The 17821-nt window shown below is 70.5% G+C and carries 15 protein-coding genes; 3 read left to right on the forward strand and 12 right to left on the reverse strand.

Features of this window, described 5'->3' with window-relative positions; genetic code table 11:
• Positions 1–78: 78 nt before the first annotated feature.
• The 5 genes from ACF09J_RS17115 to ACF09J_RS17135 form a co-directional block, all read right to left on the reverse strand.
• Positions 79–693 carry a dihydrofolate reductase family protein gene (locus tag ACF09J_RS17115; RefSeq protein WP_392306227.1) on the reverse strand — a complete coding sequence of 205 codons (615 nt, stop codon included), beginning with the start codon at positions 691–693 and terminating at the stop codon, positions 79–81.
• A gap of 164 nt (positions 694–857) precedes the next feature.
• The gene (alc, locus tag ACF09J_RS17120) at positions 858–1973 is read right to left on the reverse strand and encodes an allantoicase (protein WP_392306228.1); all 1116 of its coding nucleotides are present in this window, start codon (positions 1971–1973) and stop codon (positions 858–860) included.
• Between the two features lie 5 nt (positions 1974–1978).
• Positions 1979–3325, reverse strand: a complete 1347-nt coding sequence (allB, locus tag ACF09J_RS17125) for an allantoinase AllB (RefSeq protein WP_392306229.1) — start codon at positions 3323–3325, stop codon at positions 1979–1981.
• Positions 3326–3511: 186 nt separating this feature from the next.
• Positions 3512–4237, reverse strand: coding sequence for an aspartate/glutamate racemase family protein (locus ACF09J_RS17130; protein ID WP_392306230.1), 726 nt, complete (start codon positions 4235–4237; stop codon positions 3512–3514).
• A 100-nt stretch (positions 4238–4337) separates the two neighbouring features.
• Positions 4338–5822, reverse strand: coding sequence for an NCS1 family nucleobase:cation symporter-1 (locus ACF09J_RS17135; RefSeq protein WP_392306231.1), 1485 nt, complete (start codon positions 5820–5822; stop codon positions 4338–4340).
• A gap of 237 nt (positions 5823–6059) precedes the next feature.
• On the opposite strand from ACF09J_RS17135, the gene ACF09J_RS17140 reads away from it, so the two are divergent.
• A complete protein-coding gene (locus tag ACF09J_RS17140; protein WP_392306232.1) occupies positions 6060–6863 on the forward strand; it encodes an IclR family transcriptional regulator in 804 nt (267 codons plus the stop codon).
• Between the two features lie 183 nt (positions 6864–7046).
• On the opposite strand, the gene ACF09J_RS17145 is transcribed toward ACF09J_RS17140, so the two are convergent.
• Positions 7047–7361: a DUF5955 family protein gene (locus tag ACF09J_RS17145; RefSeq protein ID WP_392306233.1), complete on the reverse strand. Its 315-nt coding sequence runs from the start codon at positions 7359–7361 to the stop codon at positions 7047–7049.
• A gap of 192 nt (positions 7362–7553) precedes the next feature.
• Here ACF09J_RS17145 and ACF09J_RS17150 point away from each other — a divergent pair, with 192 nt between their 5' ends.
• Positions 7554–8153: an NTP transferase domain-containing protein gene (locus ACF09J_RS17150; protein ID WP_392306234.1), complete on the forward strand. Its 600-nt coding sequence runs from the start codon at positions 7554–7556 to the stop codon at positions 8151–8153.
• Between the two features lie 220 nt (positions 8154–8373).
• A complete protein-coding gene (gene aceB, locus ACF09J_RS17155; protein ID WP_392306235.1) occupies positions 8374–9999 on the forward strand; it encodes a malate synthase A in 1626 nt (541 codons plus the stop codon).
• A gap of 60 nt (positions 10000–10059) precedes the next feature.
• Here the strand turns inward: aceB and ACF09J_RS17160 are convergent, their stop codons facing one another.
• From ACF09J_RS17160 to ACF09J_RS17185, 6 genes are all read right to left on the reverse strand, one after another.
• Positions 10060–10992 (reverse strand): HipA family kinase, encoded by a 933-nt coding sequence (locus ACF09J_RS17160; RefSeq protein WP_392306236.1) that lies wholly within the window; start codon positions 10990–10992, stop codon positions 10060–10062.
• 380 nt (positions 10993–11372) lie between these two features.
• Positions 11373–12038 carry a hypothetical protein gene (locus ACF09J_RS17165; RefSeq protein WP_392306237.1) on the reverse strand — a complete coding sequence of 222 codons (666 nt, stop codon included), beginning with the start codon at positions 12036–12038 and terminating at the stop codon, positions 11373–11375.
• A gap of 191 nt (positions 12039–12229) precedes the next feature.
• Complete coding sequence (locus ACF09J_RS17170) at positions 12230–13258, reverse strand: peptidase (protein ID WP_392306238.1); 1029 nt, start codon at positions 13256–13258, stop codon at positions 12230–12232.
• A gap of 4 nt (positions 13259–13262) precedes the next feature.
• Positions 13263–13778: a hypothetical protein gene (locus ACF09J_RS17175; protein ID WP_392306239.1), complete on the reverse strand. Its 516-nt coding sequence runs from the start codon at positions 13776–13778 to the stop codon at positions 13263–13265.
• Between the two features lie 152 nt (positions 13779–13930).
• Positions 13931–15145: a PP2C family protein-serine/threonine phosphatase gene (locus tag ACF09J_RS17180; RefSeq protein ID WP_392306240.1), complete on the reverse strand. Its 1215-nt coding sequence runs from the start codon at positions 15143–15145 to the stop codon at positions 13931–13933.
• Between the two features lie 164 nt (positions 15146–15309).
• Positions 15310–17793: a lamin tail domain-containing protein gene (locus tag ACF09J_RS17185; RefSeq protein ID WP_392306241.1), complete on the reverse strand. Its 2484-nt coding sequence runs from the start codon at positions 17791–17793 to the stop codon at positions 15310–15312.
• Positions 17794–17821 lie beyond the last annotated feature (28 nt).

Consider the following 17821-nt stretch of genomic DNA (forward strand, 5'->3'; position numbering starts at 1 on the left):
ATCATGACGCGCGTAGATAGTGGCATGTCAATGACAAGCGCAGGAGTTCACCGTCAAATTCGATGAGTTCGCGGGAAGTTAATCCTGGTAGGAGCCGTATCGTGGGCGTCCCACCACGTCGTACGACTGGATGGACACACCCCTCCCGGTGACACGGCCACCGGTGTGAGCGAGGGCGGTCGGGACGGTGCCCTCCTCGAACAGGCGGTGTCCCGCGCCGAGTACGACCGGGAACGTCAGCAGGTGCAGCGTGTCGACGAGGTCGAGCGCCAGCAGGGAGCGGACGAGGTCGCCGCTGCCGTGGACCTGGAGTTCGCCCCCGGTGCGCTCCTTGACCGCGGCGACCTCCTTGGCGAGGTCCCCGGAGATCACGGTGGTGCCCTGCCAGGCGGGATCGGTCAGGCTCGTGGAGGCCACGTACTTCGGCAGGGTGTTGAGGCGGGAGGCGACCGGGTTGGCGGGGTCGGTCACCTGCGGCCAGTACGCGGCGAAGATGTCGTAGGTGCGGCGGCCCAGGAGGAAGGCGCCGGCGCGGTCGAACACCTCGGCCATGAAACCGCCGAAGTCCTCGTCGCCGTACGGAACGCTCCAGCCGCCCTGCGTGAAGCCGTCGCGGTTGTCCTCCCGGGGACCGCCGGGCGCCTGGCGGACGCCGTCGATGCTCACGAAAGCGGTGACTACGAGCTTGCCCATGGCGGGTGCCTCTCTTTCGGGTGGGTCTTCCGGTGGGGTCCTCCGGTGCGGTTCCCCGTCACCGGTACAGACCCCACCGCCCCCCGAAACTCATCGGCCCCGGCGGACCCGGCGGGCGGGGCGCGCCGGTCCATGCGGACGGGCGCCCCGCGGGTGCGGCCGGGTCAGCCGCCCAGTTCCTGGTGGCGGGCCGCCAGGGCGGCCGCGCCCTGCTCGGTCAGCGCGCCGAACAGGCGGAGCCGGGAGATGCCTCCGTCCGGGAAGATGTCCACCCGGGCGTGCGTGCCGACGGCCGCCGCGGGCAGCACGAAGCGGTGGTTGGTGTCGGGCTGGAGGCGGGTGCGCGGCAGGACCTCCGTCCACTCGCCGTTCTCGCCGTCCTTGACGGAGACCGACGCCCAGCCGGCGCTGTTGCCCTTGAGGTAGGCGGTGTCGATCTCCAGGGCGCGGATCTCGGTGTGCCCGGCGAGGCGGTAGCTGATCCAGTCGTTGCCCTGGTCGCGGCGGCGGCGGGTCTCCCAGCCGTCGTCCATCTTGCGGGAGCGGCCCGGCTGGATGGTGTTGGTGGCGGGCGAGTAGAAGAGGTTGGAGGCGTCCTCGACGCTGCCGCCGTTCTCCAGCGCCACCACGTCGAAGGTGCCGAGCGCGGCCAGCCACGCCGGGTCGGGCACGACCTCGCCGTACACCCGCAGGCGGGCGATGCCGCCGTCGGGGTGCTGCTTGACACGCAGGTGCGTGAAGCGCTGCTCGGCGTTCACCTCGAAGCCGTTGGCCGCGTGGCCGCCGACCGCGGTGCGCGGGACGAGGGTCGTCCACTTCACGTCGTCGGCAAGGAGTTCCCCGGGCGTGGGGGCGCCGTCGACCGAGGCGCCCTCGACGGAGACGGCCTGCGGGTAGTTGCCGCGGAAGTGGGCGGTGTCCACGACGATGCCGCGGACGACGCCGGGCGCGCCGAGCCGGATCAGCGCCCAGTCGTGGTCGTCCTCGGTGGGCCAGGGGTGCTCGGCCGAGACGCCGCGCCGGCGGCGGGTCTCCCAGCCGTCCATGACCTTGCCCTTGTGCCCGAAGTCCTCGGGGTCGAAGTCGGCGCGCTCGGGCACCAGCAGGTTCTCGCGCTGGGCGAAGAACTCGTCGTTGGCGGCGATGACGCCCGCGCCGAGCCGGCGGTCGGCCAGGTTGGCGTGCCTGGTGAAGGGGAAGTCGGCCGTACGGTAGTCGGCGTAGGGGTCGCCGCCGCCGTAGGGGTTCGCGTCGCCGGTGAAGCTCAGGGTCGCCGTCACGGTGATCAGTTCGTCCTTTCCAGAAGTCGGCCGGTGGGCTCGGTGAAGCGGTCGTCGAGCGCGGGGTCGTAGATGCGCTCGCCGCGCAGCCAGGTGGATTTCACGACGCCGCGCAGGGTCTTGCCCGCGTACGCGGTGATGCGGTTGCGGTGCTGGAGCGCGGCGGGGTCGACGGTGAAGGTCTCGTCGGTGGCCAGGACCGCGAAGTCCGCGTCCCGGCCGGGCGCGATGGCGCCCTTGCGGTCGAGACCGGCGAGGTTCGCGGTGCGTTCGGACATCCAACGGACCACGTCCTCGATGGCGTGGCCGCGCCGGGCCGCCTCGGTCCATATGGCCGACAGGCTGAGCTGGAGCGAGGATATGCCGCCCCAGGCGGTGGCGAAGTCGGACGTCTTGAGGTCCACGGTGGACGGCGAGTGGTCGGTGACGACGCAGTCGATGGTGCCGTCGGCGAGCGCGGCCCAGAGCAGGTCCTGGTTGGCGGCCTCGCGGATCGGCGGGCAGCACTTGAACTCGCTGGCCCCGTCGGGGACTTCCTCGGCGGTGAGGGTGAGGTAGTGCGGGCAGGTCTCGACGCTGAGGCGGACGCCCTCGCGCTTGGCGGCGGCGATCAGCGGCAGCGCGCCGGAGGAGGACAGGTGCAGGATGTGGACCCGCGCGCCGAGCCGGCGGGCCAGCGCGATGAGGCCCTCGATGGCGCTGTCCTCGGAGACCTGGGGGCGGGTCTGCAGGAAGTCGGCGTACTTCGGGCCGCTGAGCTGGGGGGCGCGTCCCAGCTCGTGCGGGTCCTCGGCGTGCACGATGAGCAGTCCGCCGAAGCCCGCGATCTGCGCCATGGAGGCGGTGAGCTGGTCGTGGTTCAGCTCCGGGAACTCGTCGACCCCGGAGGGTGAGAGGAAGCACTTGAAGCCGAAGACGCCCGCGTCGTGCAGGGGCCGCAGGTCCTTGACGTTGTCCGGGAGCGCGCCGCCCCAGAATCCGACGTCGATGTGGGCCTTGCTGCGGGCCACCTCCTGCTTGACGCGGAGGTTGTCGACGGTGGTCGTCGGCGGCAGCGAGTTGAGGGGCATGTCGACGAGGGTGGTGATGCCGCCGGCGGCCGCCGCCCGGGTGGCGGTCCAGAAGCCCTCCCAGTCGCTGCGCCCGGGGTCGTTCACATGGACATGGGTGTCGACGAGTCCGGGCAGCAGAGCGTCGTCGCCGACGTCCTCCAGCCGCGCTCCCGCCGGCACCTCGGCGTCGTGCGGCAGTACGGCCACGATCCGGCCGTCGGCGACGGTGACGGACGCGGGGCGCACGCCCTCGGGGGTCACGACGCGCGTGGAGCGCAGTACGAGCTGTACGTCGGGCAACGGACGCCCCTCCTCTGGTGCTGTTCCTCTATTCACTGTCGCTCACCCGCACACCATGCAGTCTTCCGGAGAGCGGAAATGAGTTTCCTGTAGACGGAGTCTTCATGGCCGAACCTCATGAGTCAAGACCTTCCTGGCGGAGCGGAGTTCGTCGCGGCGGCCTGTGCGGGCCGCGCGCGACCTGCGTCAACGCGCACTCGGGGGCCAGTTGACCATCCGCTTGGGCCGCGGCGGCGCGTAGGTGCGCACCTTGGAGGTGGACAGGCCGAGCCGGACGAGGGACTCGGCGATCGTCACGGCGGCGGTCACGCCGTCCACGACGGGGACCCCGGTGCGTTCGGCGACGCGCTCGGTGAGCCCTGACATGCCCCCGCAGCCGAGGCAGATCACCTCCGCCCGGTCCTCCTCCACCGCGCGGGCGGCCTGGTCGACGATAGCCGCGACGGCGGCCTTCTCGTCCCGCTCCAGATCGAGCACGGCGAGCCCGCTGGCGCGCACGGAGGCGCACCGGGCGCTCAGCCCGGCGGCGTGCAGGCGCTCCTCGATCAGGGGGACCGTGCGGTCCAGGCTGGTGACGACGGAGTAGCTGCGGCCGAGGAACTGGGCGGTGCTCGCGGCGGCCTCGGTGATGTCGACGACGGGTACGTCGAGGAGTTCCTGGAGGCCCTCGCGGCCGTGCTCGCCGTAGCCGGCCTGGATCACGGCGTCGAAGGGCTCGGGGTAGGCGCGTACGGCCTCCATCACGGCGATGGCCGCGAGGTAACTCTCGTAGTTGCCCTCCACGGACTCCGCCCCGAAGGGGGGCGTCAGCGGGACGATCTCGGTGCCGGGCGACGCCGCGCCCACCGCCTGCTCACCGATCGAGTCGGTGATGGACTGCGTGGTGTTGACGTTCACGACGAGGATGCGCATGGTCGGCTTTCTGGGTGATCCTGCTCGGACGGCTGGTTCGACGGGTCGTGCGGGGGTCGCTCGCGGGCCGTGCGCGGGCCGTGCGCGGCGTGTACGCGGCTCATTCGGCGGCGACCGCGATGGCCTCGCCGTCCACGTCCCGGATCAGGACGCCGCGGTCGGCGATGGCCGAGTAGAGGACGGCCGCGAGGATGGCGCCGACGAACCAGGAGAAGCCGGCCACGGCGTGGAAGGCGGGCACCAGGGCGAGGACGACGGCGATGGCCGCGGAGGGCACGAAGGCCCAGACGGCCCGCGGGTTGTAGCCGCGGCGGTAGTGGTACTCCCCCTGCGCGTCCTCGGTGTAGAGGTCGGGGACGTTGACCCGGGCCCTGCGCAGCAGCCAGTAGTCGGCCATGATCACGCCGAACAGCGGTCCGAGCAGGGCGCCGAGCCCGCCGAGGAAGTACTCCACCGCGATCGGGCTGTTGTAGAGGTTCCACGGCGTGATCACCAGGCCGACGATCGCGCTCACCAGGCCGGCGCGGCGGAAGTTCAGCCGGCGCGGGAAGAGGTTGACCAGCGCGTAGATCGGCGCCACGAAGTTGGCGAGCAGGTTCACCGCGACGGTCAGGGCGATGAGGGCGAGCGAGGCCGCCGCCAGCAGGATCATGTTCGGGATGGTGCGGACGATGTCCGTGGGGCTGGTGATGATCTGCCCGTCCAGCTTGAACTGCGCCCCGCAGAGGACCGCCACGATGACGGCGAAGAAGAGCATGTTCACCGGAATGCCGATGACGTTGCCGCGGACGATCGAGGCGCGGCTCCTGGCCGACCGGGTGAAGTCGCAGAAGTTCAGCACGAAGGTGCCGTAGATCACCACCCACAGGGCGGCGGCCTGGAGGACGTGCAGCCACATCGTGCCGCCCTGGAGAGGGTGTCCGTCGGACAGGGAGATCGATCCGCCCGCCCGGAAGAACATCCACGCGGCCAGGGCGGCCATGGTGATCAGGGTGGTGGGCGCGGCGAAGGCCATGTAGCGCCGGATCATCTGCATGCCGTAGCTCACGATGAGCACCTGGAGCAGCCACAGGGCCATGAAGGTGATCCAGCCGAGCACGGACTGGCCGAGCACGGAATGCTTCTCGAGGCCGCCCAGGCCGGGGAACATGGCCACGAGCAGCGCGCTCAGGACGGAGGCGGCCAGGTAGGTCTGGATGCCGAACCAGGCGATGGCGACGCCGCCGCGGACGCCGGCGGGTATCTTCGCGCCCTTGATGCCGAACGCGATGCGGCTCATGACGGGGAACGGGACGCCCGTTTTGTGCCCCATGAACCCGGACAGGGTGAGGAGCAGGAAGAGCAGGAGAGAGGCGAGTGCGAAGGCGGCCAGGATGCCCCACACGTTCAGGCCGAGCGCGAACAGTCCGATCGCGAAGGCGTAGTTTCCGAGGCTGTGCACATCGTTGGCCCAGAGCGTGAAGACGTTGTAGGCGCCCCAGCGGCGCCCCTCTTTCTTCGTCGGGGCGAGATCGTACGTGTACAGGCCAGAACTGGCGGTGTTGCCGGTGTCCACGGACGCTCGGTCATCCACAGCAGGAGGCATACGGGGCTCCCGGGGAGGGGAAGGTGAGGGAACGTTCGGTGTTTTCCACAGAACGGAAGTAAACTTCCGGTGGCCAGAACGTAGTTTTCACCGAGAGCACCGTCAAGGGTCAGCCCGCATTCCAGACAAGGATATGGACAAACCCTTGCTGATCGGCAGGAACGGCCCATGACAGGCCTGGGTGGGCATCCGACCAGGCCGGTAGCATGCGGCCACACCCGCAGAAAGGAATGCGACGTGCCGCCGTCAGACGAGCGCAAGTCCTCCGCCTCCGCCGGCCCCGCCGCCACCGGTGGGGTCCAGTCCCTCGAGCGCGCCTTCGACCTGCTCGAGCGGATGGCGGACGCCGGGGGCGAGGTGGGTCTGAGCGAGCTCTCCGCCGCGAGCGGTCTGCCGCTGCCCACCATCCACCGGCTGATGCGGACCCTGGTCGCCTGCGGCTACGTACGGCAGCAGCCGAACCGCCGGTACTCGCTCGGGCCCCGCCTGATCCGCCTCGGCGAGTCCGCCGCGCGGCTGCTCGGCACCTGGGCGCGGCCGTACCTGGCCCGGCTGGTGGACGAGACGGGCGAGACCGCGAACATGGCGCTGCTGGACGGGGACGAGATCGTCTACGTGGCGCAGGTGCCGTCCAAGCACTCCATGCGGATGTTCACCGAGGTGGGCCGCCGGGTGCTGCCGCACTCCACGGGTGTCGGCAAGGCGCTGCTCGCGCACACGTCCGACAACGAGGTGCGCGCGCTGCTGGCCCGCACCGGGATGCCGGCCGCCACGGACAAGACCATCACGACCCCCGAGGGCTTCCTGGCGGCCCTGTCGGAGGTCCGCCGGCTCGGCTACGCGGTCGACGACAACGAGCAGGAGATCGGCGTCCGCTGCCTCGCGGTCACCGTCCCCGACAGCCCCACGGCCGCGGCGATCTCCATCTCCGGCCCGGCGGGCCGCGTCACGGACATCGCGACGGAACGCATCGTCCCGGTCCTCCAGCAGGTGGCACGAGACCTGTCCAAGGCCCTGGCCAGCTCGGGCCCGGCGGTCTGACCCGCCGGGCCGGCCGGAGCCCGGGTGCCCCGCGCGGCGGGCCGCCGGCCCCGGCCGCCCGCGCCTGCCGAGCCGCCCGGGCCCGGTGGGCGCACCGGCCCGCCGTGGCCCCAACCGGCATGGGCTCAAGCCCAGTTGCCCATGCCGTCGGATACCGCGGTGGCGACTGCGGCGCCGGGTCCGTCAATTGCGCGGCTGTTCCCCGAACAGGTCCACCGCCGTGCGGACCTGGGACAGGCCGGTCGCCAGGGCGCTGACCGAGCCGATGGATCCCGCGATCAGGAGCAGGGAGCGGCGCAGCCGCGGGAGTTCGGGGGTGCCGTGGGTGGTCATCGCGGCGAGGGCGGCGAGTTCGTCCTCGGCGATGGCGCGATCGGTGAACTCCGCGGGATGCGCCGCGAGTTCGCGGCGCAGCCGGGCCACGGCGGTCCGCAGTTCCGTCACCCTGGGATCCTCTTTGCCGCCGGTCACCGGCCGCCGGTCCAAGCTCCGCAACACAGCCCCTCCCCCTCGCACGCCGTCGTGCGCCGTCCCCTCCGTGGTCCCGTCGGACATCCCTGTGGAGCGGGTCGGGCGCCGGGGGACGCAGATCAGTAAACGCCACCCGGACCGGGGCGCGCCACCGCGTGGACCGAAATTCAGCCCCCGCACACCGGCTCGACAACGGACGGCGCGCGGTATGCAGGACGCATGACACGCACAGAGGACGAGATCGCGGGACTGGTGCTGGCGGCCGGCGGCGGCCGGCGGCTCGGCGGGCGGCCCAAGGCGCTGCTCGCGCACCGGGGCCGGCCGCTGGTGGAGCACGCGGCCGGAACCCTGCGGGCGGCCGGATGCGAGCGCGTGCACGTGGTCGTGGGCGCACGGTCGGCCGAGGTCCGCCGGCGCACGGACCTGGCCGGCTGCGTGCTCGTGGAGAACCCGCACTGGGAGCAGGGCATGGGCTCCTCACTGCGGGCCGGACTCGACTCCCTCGCGGGCACGGGGGCCCGGGCCGCCGTGGTCCTGCTCGTGGACCAGCCCGGCGTGAGCGCGGAGGCGGTGGCCCGGGTGCGGGCCGCGTACCGGGACGAGGGCTCGCTGGTCTCGGCCGCGTACGGCGGCGTACGAGGCCACCCGGTGCTGCTCGGGGCGGCCCACTGGGGCGGCGTGGCCGCGAGTGCGACCGGCGACCGGGGGGCACGCGCCTATCTGAGGGCGCACGACGGATCGATCACCCTCGTCGAGTGCGGGGACGTGGCACAGGCGTACGACATCGACACCGAGGCCGACCTGGGGCACCTTGAGTGAGCGGGGTGGCACCGAGAGCCACCTTCCCTCGACCCGAAGATTCTCGACGTCAACACACCTTGAACTTCCACCATGAGGAAACTACTATCCACACTTCAGAAGCATCCGCCGCTCCCCGGGTGCGGTATGCCGCTTTCGTGGTCATGGGCACCCGGTGTCACGGCAAGGTGGCACTGAACGTGGTTCGCTGAAGAAGCTCCCCCGAAGGAAGTGACAGCTCATGTCCGCACCAGCGCCGTCCCCGCTGGCCATCGTCGACGCCGAGCCCCTGCCCCGGCAGGATGAGGTCCTCTCCGACGCGGCGCTCGCCTTCGTGGCCGAGTTGCACCGGCGGTTCACGCCGCGCCGCGACGAACTCCTCGCCCGCCGTGCGGAGCGCCGCGCCGAGACCGCCCGCACCTCCACGCTCGACTTCCTCCCGGAGACGGCCGCGATCCGCGCGGACGACTCCTGGAAGGTGGCCCCGGCCCCCGCGGCACTGAACGACCGCCGGGTGGAGATCACCGGTCCCACCGACCGCAAGATGACCATCAACGCGCTCAACTCGGGCGCGAAGGTCTGGCTCGCCGACTTCGAGGACGCCTCCGCCCCCACCTGGGAGAACGTCGTCCTCGGCCAGCTCAACCTGATCGACGCCTACACCCGGAACATCGACTTCACGGACCCCGGCTCCGGCAAGTCCTACGCGCTGCGCCCGAACGAGGATCTCGCCACGGTCGTCATGCGCCCGCGCGGCTGGCACCTGAACGAGCGCCACCTCGTCGACGCGGACGGCACCCAGGTGCCCGGCGGCCTCGTCGACTTCGGCCTGTACTTCTTCCACAACGCCCAGCGTCTGCTCGACCTCGGCAAGGGCCCGTACTTCTACCTGCCGAAGACGGAGTCGCACCTGGAGGCGCGGCTGTGGAACGACGTGTTCGTCTTCGCCCAGGACTACGTCGGCATCCCGCAGGGCACCGTCCGCGCCACCGTCCTGATCGAGACGATCACGGCCGCGTACGAGATGGAGGAGATCCTCTACGAACTGCGCGACCACGCCGCCGGGCTTAACGCGGGCCGCTGGGACTACCTGTTCTCCATCGTCAAGAACTTCCGTGACGGCGGGGCCAGGTTCGTCCTGCCGGACCGCAACGCGGTCACGATGACGGCCCCGTTCATGCGCGCCTACACCGAACTCCTCGTGCGCACCTGCCACAAGCGCGGCGCGCACGCGATCGGCGGCATGGCGGCCTTCATCCCGTCCCGCCGGGACGCCGAGGTCAACAAGGTGGCCTTCGAGAAGGTCCGCGCCGACAAGGACCGCGAGGCCGGGGACGGCTTCGACGGCTCCTGGGTGGCCCACCCCGACCTGGTGCCGATCTGCAGGGAGTCCTTCGACAAGGTCCTCGGCGACAAGCCGAACCAGAAGGACCGGCTGCGCGAGGACGTGCACGTCGAGGCCGGCGACCTGATCGCGATCGACTCCCTCGACGCCAGGCCGACGTACGCGGGCCTGGTCAACGCCGTCCAGGTCGGCATCCGCTACATCGAGGCCTGGCTGCGCGGTCTGGGCGCGGTCGCGATCTTCAACCTGATGGAGGACGCGGCCACCGCCGAGATCTCCCGCTCGCAGATCTGGCAGTGGATCAACGCGGGAGTCGAGTTCGACAACGGTGAGAAGGTCACGCCGGAGCTGGCCCGCAAGGTCGCCGACGAGGAACTGGAGAACATCCGCAAGGAGATCGGCGACGAGGCCTTCGCCGCCGGTCACTGGCAGCAGGCCCACGATCTGCTGCTCCAGGTCTCCCTCGACGAGGACTACGCCGACTTCCTGACCCTCCCGGCGTACCAGCAGCTCAAGGGCTGACCCCGCACCGTGCCAGGTGGCCCCGGAACTCTCCGGGGCCACCGCGCGTCGTGCCCCGGCTCATCCCAGGTGCACGGACCAGTCCTGCGCCGCGGCCGGTCTGCCGTGCAGGTCGGGGACGGTCTTGAGCCAGCCGGGCCGGCCCGCCCGGGTCCGCGCCGCCCGCCGGGACTCCTCCGCCGCCAGCTCCTCGCGGGTGGGGAAGTCGGTGGGCAGCCAGGCCGGGGACGCCTCGACGCGGGCGGCGAGGTAGTCGACGTAGGCGTGCCGGGTCTCGTCCGGGCCGGCGACGCCGGGCTCGTCGGCGAGCCAGGCGTCCGGCACCTCGGCGAGGACGGACCGCAGCAGCTCGCGGGTCACCCTGGGCGCCAGTTCGGCGTCGGCGGCCCGCACGTCCGGCGCGTACCGGCCGAGCGCGTGGTGGCGGAAGTCGTAGGCCTTCGCCGGGTCCGGGGCCTTCTGGGGTTCCGAGGCGCCCCAGCGGTGATGGAAGACCAGGGCCGCGCCGTGGTCGATGAGCCACAGGCGCGGCGGCGCCGTGCCGAAGGTCGGCCACACCATCAGGTTCGAGCTGTGGACGGTGCGGTCCACGTTCACGGTCAGCGCGTCCAGCCAGACGATCCGGCCCGCCTCCACGGGGTCCACCGGGAAGTGCTCGGCGACCTCGGGCGTGAAGTCCGCGGCACCCGGCAGGTAGTCCATGCCGAGGTTGACACCCGGACTCGCGTCGAGCAGGTCGCGCACCTCCTGGTGGGGTTCGTGCGCGGCGAGCGCGGGGTCGAAGTGCACGAGGACCAGTTCGGGGAACCGCAGTCCGAGAGCGCGCGCCAGCTCACCCACGACGACCTCGGCGACCAGCGCCTTGCGGCCCTGCGCGGAGCCGGTGAACTTCACCACGTACGTGCCGAGATCGTCGGCCTCGACGACTCCGGGCACGGAGCCGCCGGACCGCAGGGGTGCGAGGTAGCGGGTGGCGGTGACTTCAGTCAGCACTTCCCAGGCCGTCCGATCCGCCAGCCTCACCGTCGGGGACTTCGGACTGGCATGCTGGTCTCCCTGCTTCCCCAAGTGAGCATAGTAACCGAGCGTGACAGTCGGGGAGGAGCCGGGATCTGCACCATCACATGGAAGTTCGCGTATACCGGCGGCACAGCGAGGAGGAGGACGAAGGGAGAATCCGCGGTGGGACTGCCTGGCGGGGTCGCGTAGCCGGCGTCCAGCATCCACAACGGCGGCACCAAGAACGTGAGCAGGAGTATGGCTCCGCTCAGATGCATGGCGCCAAGGTGTCGCAGCGCGGAATGTGAAGCTCCGATGCTTCGCCGCCCGGCGGTCGGACCATCGGTTCAACCATCACCTGGATATGACTGTTGTCAGTGGTCGTGGCGGTCGCAGTGGCCATGACGTCCGTCGTGCCCGTGGTGCCCGTGGTGCTTGTGATGGTCAGGGTGCTTGATCTTGGTGCGGTCGGTGGCGGTGTGTTTGGTGGTGTCGCCGCCTCCAGTGACGGTAGCGGTGTTGGTGACCCGGGCACGGGCGTTGCAGGAGACGTCTACCTTCAGGGTGACGGGCGGGTAGCTGTGCCCGGCAGGCAGGACGTCGCTGCGGGTGCAGGTGAGGGTGGCCAGAACGCAGTGCCATCCCCTGCCGTTGATCCTGTCGGCCCGAAGACCTGTGGGGAGGATGTCGTGGACGGTCACCTTGGTGCCATTGGTCGGGCCGGCCGCGGGGGCGTTACCCACAGTGATGGTGTAAACGCCGTCCTCGCCCCGAGTGAAGGCGCCCGCGTGACTCTTGGCGATGGTCAGGGAGGGTCGGCCGACCGGGATGACCGTAAAGGTGAGGCCAGTACTGCCGGTGCTGTCGGCGCCGCCGGGGTCAGTGGTGGCGGTGTCACTGGGTTCGGTGCGGCCGGTGGTGGTGAAGGTGTCGATCACCGGCACCGTCCCCTTGCCGACCTGGGCGACGTAGGCGCGCTGAACCGGGGCGGTCCAGACTGTGGCCAGCACGATCGCCAGGACGGCCGGCCTGGCCATCATGATCGTCCCCGTCCTGCGGGCCGGCACCCTCAGCCACCGCCCACTCCCATGCTTGAACACCGGCATCTCCGCTTCCAAACCGTCGACAACAAACCATGGATACTCAGCGTGACAAAAAGATCACTTCAGGCTTCCGTGAGTGGGCTCGCGAATACGACGCAAAGGTGATCGCGGCGAGTCCGTCGGAGTGGTCACCGGCGACGCCGGAGGAGCTTGGAGAGCAATACGCACAGACCGGTGAGGACGAGGACTGAAAGCCCGGCGGCCACAGGGGTGGGCAAGTTCCCTTGCTGCGCGACCGACGCGGCGACCGCTCCGGCGCCACCGGGAGTCGTCGGGAAGGTGACGGTGGCGCGCGTGGTGCGCTCGACCAGACCGCTCTTGAGCGTGAGCGCCGCGGTCCACGGGCCGTCCGGCAGCCGTGCGTCCAGCGGGACGACCGCCTCCGCAAGGTCGCCCGGGGCCAGTGTGGTGCCTGTCCTGGCCGAGAACGGTCCAGCGCGCAGTCCGGCCGGACCGCCGAAGAGGGAGAGTGCCCCGCTGATGTCCAGGGCACGGCCCCCCGTGTTGCGGATCCGGGCGCGCACCTCCCCCCGCCCGTCGCGGGCTCGGGTCGGATAGAGCCGGTCGATCTTGAAGTCCGAGGGCGGCTCACCACCGGGACCGACGTCGATGTACATGCGGACGCCCACCCGGCCCAGGATCGTCATATTGTGCGAGCGGTCCGTGGGGGTGCCCGTCTGCGCCCAGATGACGCCGTACCGCTCCCCGGCGGCGGCGTCCCTGGGCACCCGGATGGTGGCGCGTACCCGCGCCGTTTCGGAGGCGGCCAGCTCAAGGTCCGCCGTATCGAGTGACGTCCAGCCGGTCAGCTCGTTGGGGGTGCGCTCCGGCGCGAAGGTGAACTTGCCCTTCGCGATGGTGGCCGCCGCTGCGTAGACGTTGACGTGCATCGGGGTGGAGGACTCGTTGGTGACCTCCACCCGCCGCTCGATGGTCGAGCCGGGCGCGACGTGGTCGACGATGTAGGCCTGCGCCCTGGGATCGGCACGGCGGCTTTCCGGAGCGTCGAGCAGCTTGATACCGATGGTCCTGGCCGCGGCCGGGTCCTGGGGGGCGGACACCCCGGGTGCCCCGTGCCCCGCCGCCGGCATCGCCCCGGCCGCCTGTACGAAGGCCAGCACCAGCAGGAGAACCCAGTACCGGCGCGCACCCTTCATTCCGTCAGGCAACGGACTGGGTCAGCGTTCCGGTGTAGAGCCCGCCGACGGCGCCGGCGGGCACGTTGACGGCGACTGTCGGGTCCCAGGTCGCGGTGTTGTCTCCGACACCGGCGGTCCCGGTGACTACCACCTGCGCGGAGTTGCTCAGCGTCACGTTCGTTGTAGTGACGGTAATGACACCGGTTGTCGTTACCGACCCAGCCGCGTAGGTAGCGCTGGTGGCGGGGATCGTCGACGCACCGCTCGTGAAGTCCGTCTCCGCCGCGGTCACCGTCCAGGAGGCCGAAAGGAGGGCGCGATTGTCGGTGACGGTCACGGGTCCGATCGCCCCGCTGATCTGGGTGCCGGGCGCTCCCGAGCCGAGGTCGGCGCTGGCCGGTACCGACAGCGTCAGTGCGCCGGACGTGACGGTGTACGTGACCGTGGTGCTGGGGTCGTCCGCCGCGACGGCGAGGCCCGGCTGGACCAGGACGAGAACAGCGGCTGCGGCCGCGACAGATAGGCTTCGTGCGCGCACGATAACTCCCGAAGTAGCCGCCCGCCAGCGGACATCCTCGCTGACAGCGGACTTGCTGGCTGACGTGACGCAGACAATCGGGCGCGGCCTGTTCACACAAGCCGACGCGCGCCGCATTCCGCCACACGAATGACCACATCGGCTCCGGCACGCTACTCGGCGTGGCTGTCGCCCCCGACCCGCGGTGCGGCCGGCGTCTCCGCGACGTGGTTGTCGGCCTCGTGTCGCAGCGAGGGCCGGAGGAGAGCGGGCGCGGGGCTGTGGGTGTGCTGCAGGGCGATCACCGCGGCGTCGTCGGACAGGTGTCCGCCGACGTGGGCGAGCAGGTCGGCGCGCAACTGACGGACCAGTGCTGCCGGTTTGCAGTGTGCCCAGAACGCGGCTCGCTCGGCCAGGGGGTAGAAGGCGCCCCGGGCGTCGCGGGCCTCGGTCACGCCGTCGGTGTGCAGCAGCAGCACATCCTCCGCTTCCAGGGCGAAGGTGTCGACACGGTAGCCGGGGTGGGTCAGCTCGCCCAGGCCCAGAGGCGGAGCTGGGCAGGTGACGCGCAGCGTGGTGACGCGCCGGTTGCGCAGCAGCAGGGGTGGCGGGTGCCCGCAGGTGACCATCTGCACCACGGGGTGGTCGTCGGGGATGTCGAGGACGGCGGCGGTGATGAAGCCCTCTCCGGCCCGGGGCGGTTCGGTGGGTTCGTCCATGTGCCAGGACACGCTGTGGTCCAGGTAGGCCACGAGCTCGGGCAGGGTGGCCTGGCGGTGTGCGGCCTCTCTGAAGGCGCCGAGCAGCAGGGCGGCGTCGCCGACCGCGGTCAGGCCCTTGCCCATCACATCGCCGATGATCAGTCTGGTGCCGCACGAAGTGCGTACCGCCGCGTACAGGTCGCCGCCGATCAGGGACTGTTCCTGAGCGGCCAGGTACACCGACGCCACCCGCAACGGACCGATCCTGGCCGGCAGCGGCCTGAGCAGCACCCGCTGCGCCGCCTCCGACACGGTCCGCACCTGCCTCAGCTCACGAGAGCGCCTCTCCTGCACGTAGCGGAACACGGTCACGACCACCGATACCGCCAGCAGGGAGATGACCTGGGAATCGAAGTACATCGTTCCCAGGAGGTTCGGGGGCGTCAGACCGATGCAGAGCAGGGCCAGCATCGCGATCACGGCCATCATGCCGGTGAGAACGGGGCCGGCGAACGAAGCCGTGATCGCGGGCGCCACGATCAGCAGCGGTCCCAGCGGCACGCCACTGGGACTGAACACATCGGCCAGCGTGATCGCCAGGATCAGCCCGAGGGGTACCGCCAGCAGGGCAACACCGGGGTGCCACGAGCGCTGCCGGTGAGCAAACACCTGCCCTCGGGGGCGCATGCCTTCCGGTTACCCCGCCAGGGCGGCACTGCACACGCTGGGCAGTCGCCCGGCCCGCGGAGTCGGCCCCGACGACTGCGGGCTCCCGTGCGTCAGGACATACGCGCAGAGGCCCGCCCGCCCCCGCTGCACTGAGCGCGGGAGCGGGCGGGCCTCCATCAGCCTTACGGCTTCACACGCAGAACCTGCGGGTCGTGGTCGCTGACCTGGTCGGCGAACTCGGAGTTGATGTGCACCACGTCGTAGGTGACGTGGTTCAGCATGCTCGGGTTCACCATCATGTGGTCGAGGACCTGCGAGTTGCCCTGGAAGACGTAGGAGTAACGCTCGTTCGCCGGCAGGGTGTTCACCAGGTCGGTGAGCTGCTTGCCGTCACCGGTCAGGGTCTTCATCGCGGCGGAGAACTGGTAGTCGTTGTAGTCGCCCAGGGAGACGATGAGGGCCTTGGGGTCGGCGGCCTCGAGCTTCTTGACGAAAGCGTTCTCCAGCGTCGCCTGCTTCACCCGCTGGATCTCGGAGCTGCGGACGGGCTCCTGGATGCGGCCGGCGACGTTCTGGTCGCCGCCCTTGCTGTTGAAGTGGTTGGCGATCACGAAGATCTTCTTGTTGTTCTTCGTGAGGAACTCGCCGACCAGCGGCTTGCGGCTGCTGTTCCAGGCCTCGTCCGTCGGGGCGATCCGTCCGGGCGAGACGCTCAGGTGGGTGTCGCTGCCCTTGCCGACGACGTCGACAGCGGTGACGGAGTCGCCGCCCGGCCGGTCCACGAAGGTGACCCGCTTCGGGTCGAACAGGAAGACGGTGCGGATGTTGCCGCCCGGCTGGCCGCCGTCCTTGTCGTTCACCGGGTTGATCTGGCGGTACTCGTAGCGCGGGCCACCCGCGGCGACGATGGCGTCGGTGAGCTTGGCCAGCGTCTTGTCGGGGTCCACGGTGCCGTCGTCGATGGCGCCGCTGTTGTCCTGGATCTCCTCGACGCCGACGATGGCGGGCGCGCGCAGGTTGGTGACCAGGTTGTGGCCGAGCCTGTCGAACTTGGACTGCGGGTCGCTCGGTGCGAGGTTCTGCACGTTGTACGTGCCGACGGTGACCTCGTTGGACTTCGCCTCGCTCGTGACCTCGGGCTTGAGGCCGTTGTCCTTGTAGGTACCGACCTGGCGGGCCGCGAGGATGTAGGTGCCGGCGAACTGGCTGTAGTCCAGCGGGCCCTCGGTGACGCCGGTGAGCTCGTCGCCCACGTTCGCCATCGGGAACGGGTCGTTGGTGTTGATCGCCTGGACCTGGAGACGAGCCACGTTGGGGTCGTCGTACGACGGGTAGTAGACACCGCCGCGCTTGGTCTTGTTGTGGTCGGGGTCGGCCGTGACCCACATCTCGTGGTAGGCGTCCGTGGCGCCGACGACGCGGGCGTCGGAGACCTGGACGTTCATGCCCTCCAGGGACTCGTAGAAGTCCAGGGCGTACTTGGTCGGCTCGAGGTCGGAGTACTCGATGCTGCCGTTGCTGTCGGCCTTCGGGGACCACGCGGCGGGGATGCTGTTCTGGTCGAGGACGACCGGGGCCGGCAGCGGGTTGCCGCTCGACAGCACGGTGACCGTCGGCTTCATGATCTCGGTCGTCGACTGGATGCCGGTGTCGTAGCCGCCCGGGTAGTACTCGGTGACCACACCGGAGACGGTGACGCTGTCGCCGACCTTCACCGTGGGGTTGGAGCTGGTGTAGACGAAGATGCCCTCGCTGGTGCGGGGGTCGTTGTCCGGGTTCGGGTCCTGCATCCAGAAGCCCTTGGACGTCGAGGACGTGCTGGTGTTGCGGACACCGGTGACGATGCCGGTGACGTCCTTGACGTTCTTGGTGGACAGCGGGGACCGCCGGTTGGTGCCCTGGATGTCGTGGATCTTCGCCGAGATCGCGTCGGCGGGGGCCGTCGGGGTCGGCGACGGGGAGGGGCCGCCACCGCCGGGGCCGCCTGCCTCGCCGCCGGAGTTCTCCGGGGTGGGGTCACCCGCGGCGAAGTCGGCCGCGTTGTCGTCGGTGTCGACCAGGGTCTTGCGGGCGACCGAGGCGGTGTTGCTCGCGCCCGTGGCCGGGCCGGAGCCCTCGTGGACGACGGCGGTGCCGAAGCCGACCAGGTCCTTGACGCGGGGGTCGGCGGCGCAGTCGGCCTTGGTGACGCAGGTGAGCAGGTCGGTGCCCTTGACCAGCGCGACGGTGCCGGTGGTGCCCGACATGTTGATGTTGCCGGTGGCGTCCGGGGCCGGCAGGGCGGCGGTGCCGCCGGTGCCCGCGGCCTCCTGGATCAGATAGTGGCCGTTGCCGGCCAGGGTGCCGGTGAGCGGGGTGGCCTGCCACTTGGTGGTCGGGCCGGGGCTGCCCGACAGGTACTGGACGCTGTAGCCGGAGAGGTCCAGCGAGCCGGAGCCGGCGTTGGCCAGCTCGATGAAGTCGTTGGTCAGGGTGGCGCCGGCGTTGCCGCCGCCTCCGTAGACCTCGGAGATGACGGCGTCGGCCGACGGGGTCGCAAAGGCGGAGTGGACGCCCACTCCGGCCAGCACGACCGAGCCGGTGATCGCCAGCGGTATCAGCCGCTTGCGCAGAGGAGTCGCGCGATGTCTCGCGGGGCGGGGCGTTTCAGCACTGGAGTTCGACACAGGAAGGATCTCCTTGAGAGCCGGGGAA

The sequence above is a fragment of the Streptomyces sp. NPDC014889 genome (assembly GCF_043081205.1).
Classification (GTDB): Bacteria; Actinomycetota; Actinomycetes; order Streptomycetales; family Streptomycetaceae; genus Streptomyces.

What these genes read in the sequence shown, in the direction of transcription:
- ACF09J_RS17115 (WP_392306227.1), bottom strand. Translation starts at nt 693, where the DNA reads ATGGGCAAGCTCGTAGTCACCGCTTTCGTGAGCATCGACGGCGTCCGC.
- ACF09J_RS17130 (WP_392306230.1), bottom strand. Translation starts at nt 4,237, where the DNA reads ATGCGCATCCTCGTCGTGAACGTCAACACCACGCAGTCCATCACCGAC.
- ACF09J_RS17135 (WP_392306231.1), bottom strand. Translation starts at nt 5,822, where the DNA reads ATGCCTCCTGCTGTGGATGACCGAGCGTCCGTGGACACCGGCAACACC.
- ACF09J_RS17150 (WP_392306234.1), top strand. Translation starts at nt 7,554, where the DNA reads ATGACACGCACAGAGGACGAGATCGCGGGACTGGTGCTGGCGGCCGGC.
- aceB (WP_392306235.1), top strand. Translation starts at nt 8,374, where the DNA reads ATGTCCGCACCAGCGCCGTCCCCGCTGGCCATCGTCGACGCCGAGCCC.
- ACF09J_RS17165 (WP_392306237.1), bottom strand. Translation starts at nt 12,038, where the DNA reads ATGATGGCCAGGCCGGCCGTCCTGGCGATCGTGCTGGCCACAGTCTGG.
- ACF09J_RS17170 (WP_392306238.1), bottom strand. Translation starts at nt 13,258, where the DNA reads ATGAAGGGTGCGCGCCGGTACTGGGTTCTCCTGCTGGTGCTGGCCTTC.
- ACF09J_RS17180 (WP_392306240.1), bottom strand. Translation starts at nt 15,145, where the DNA reads ATGCGCCCCCGAGGGCAGGTGTTTGCTCACCGGCAGCGCTCGTGGCAC.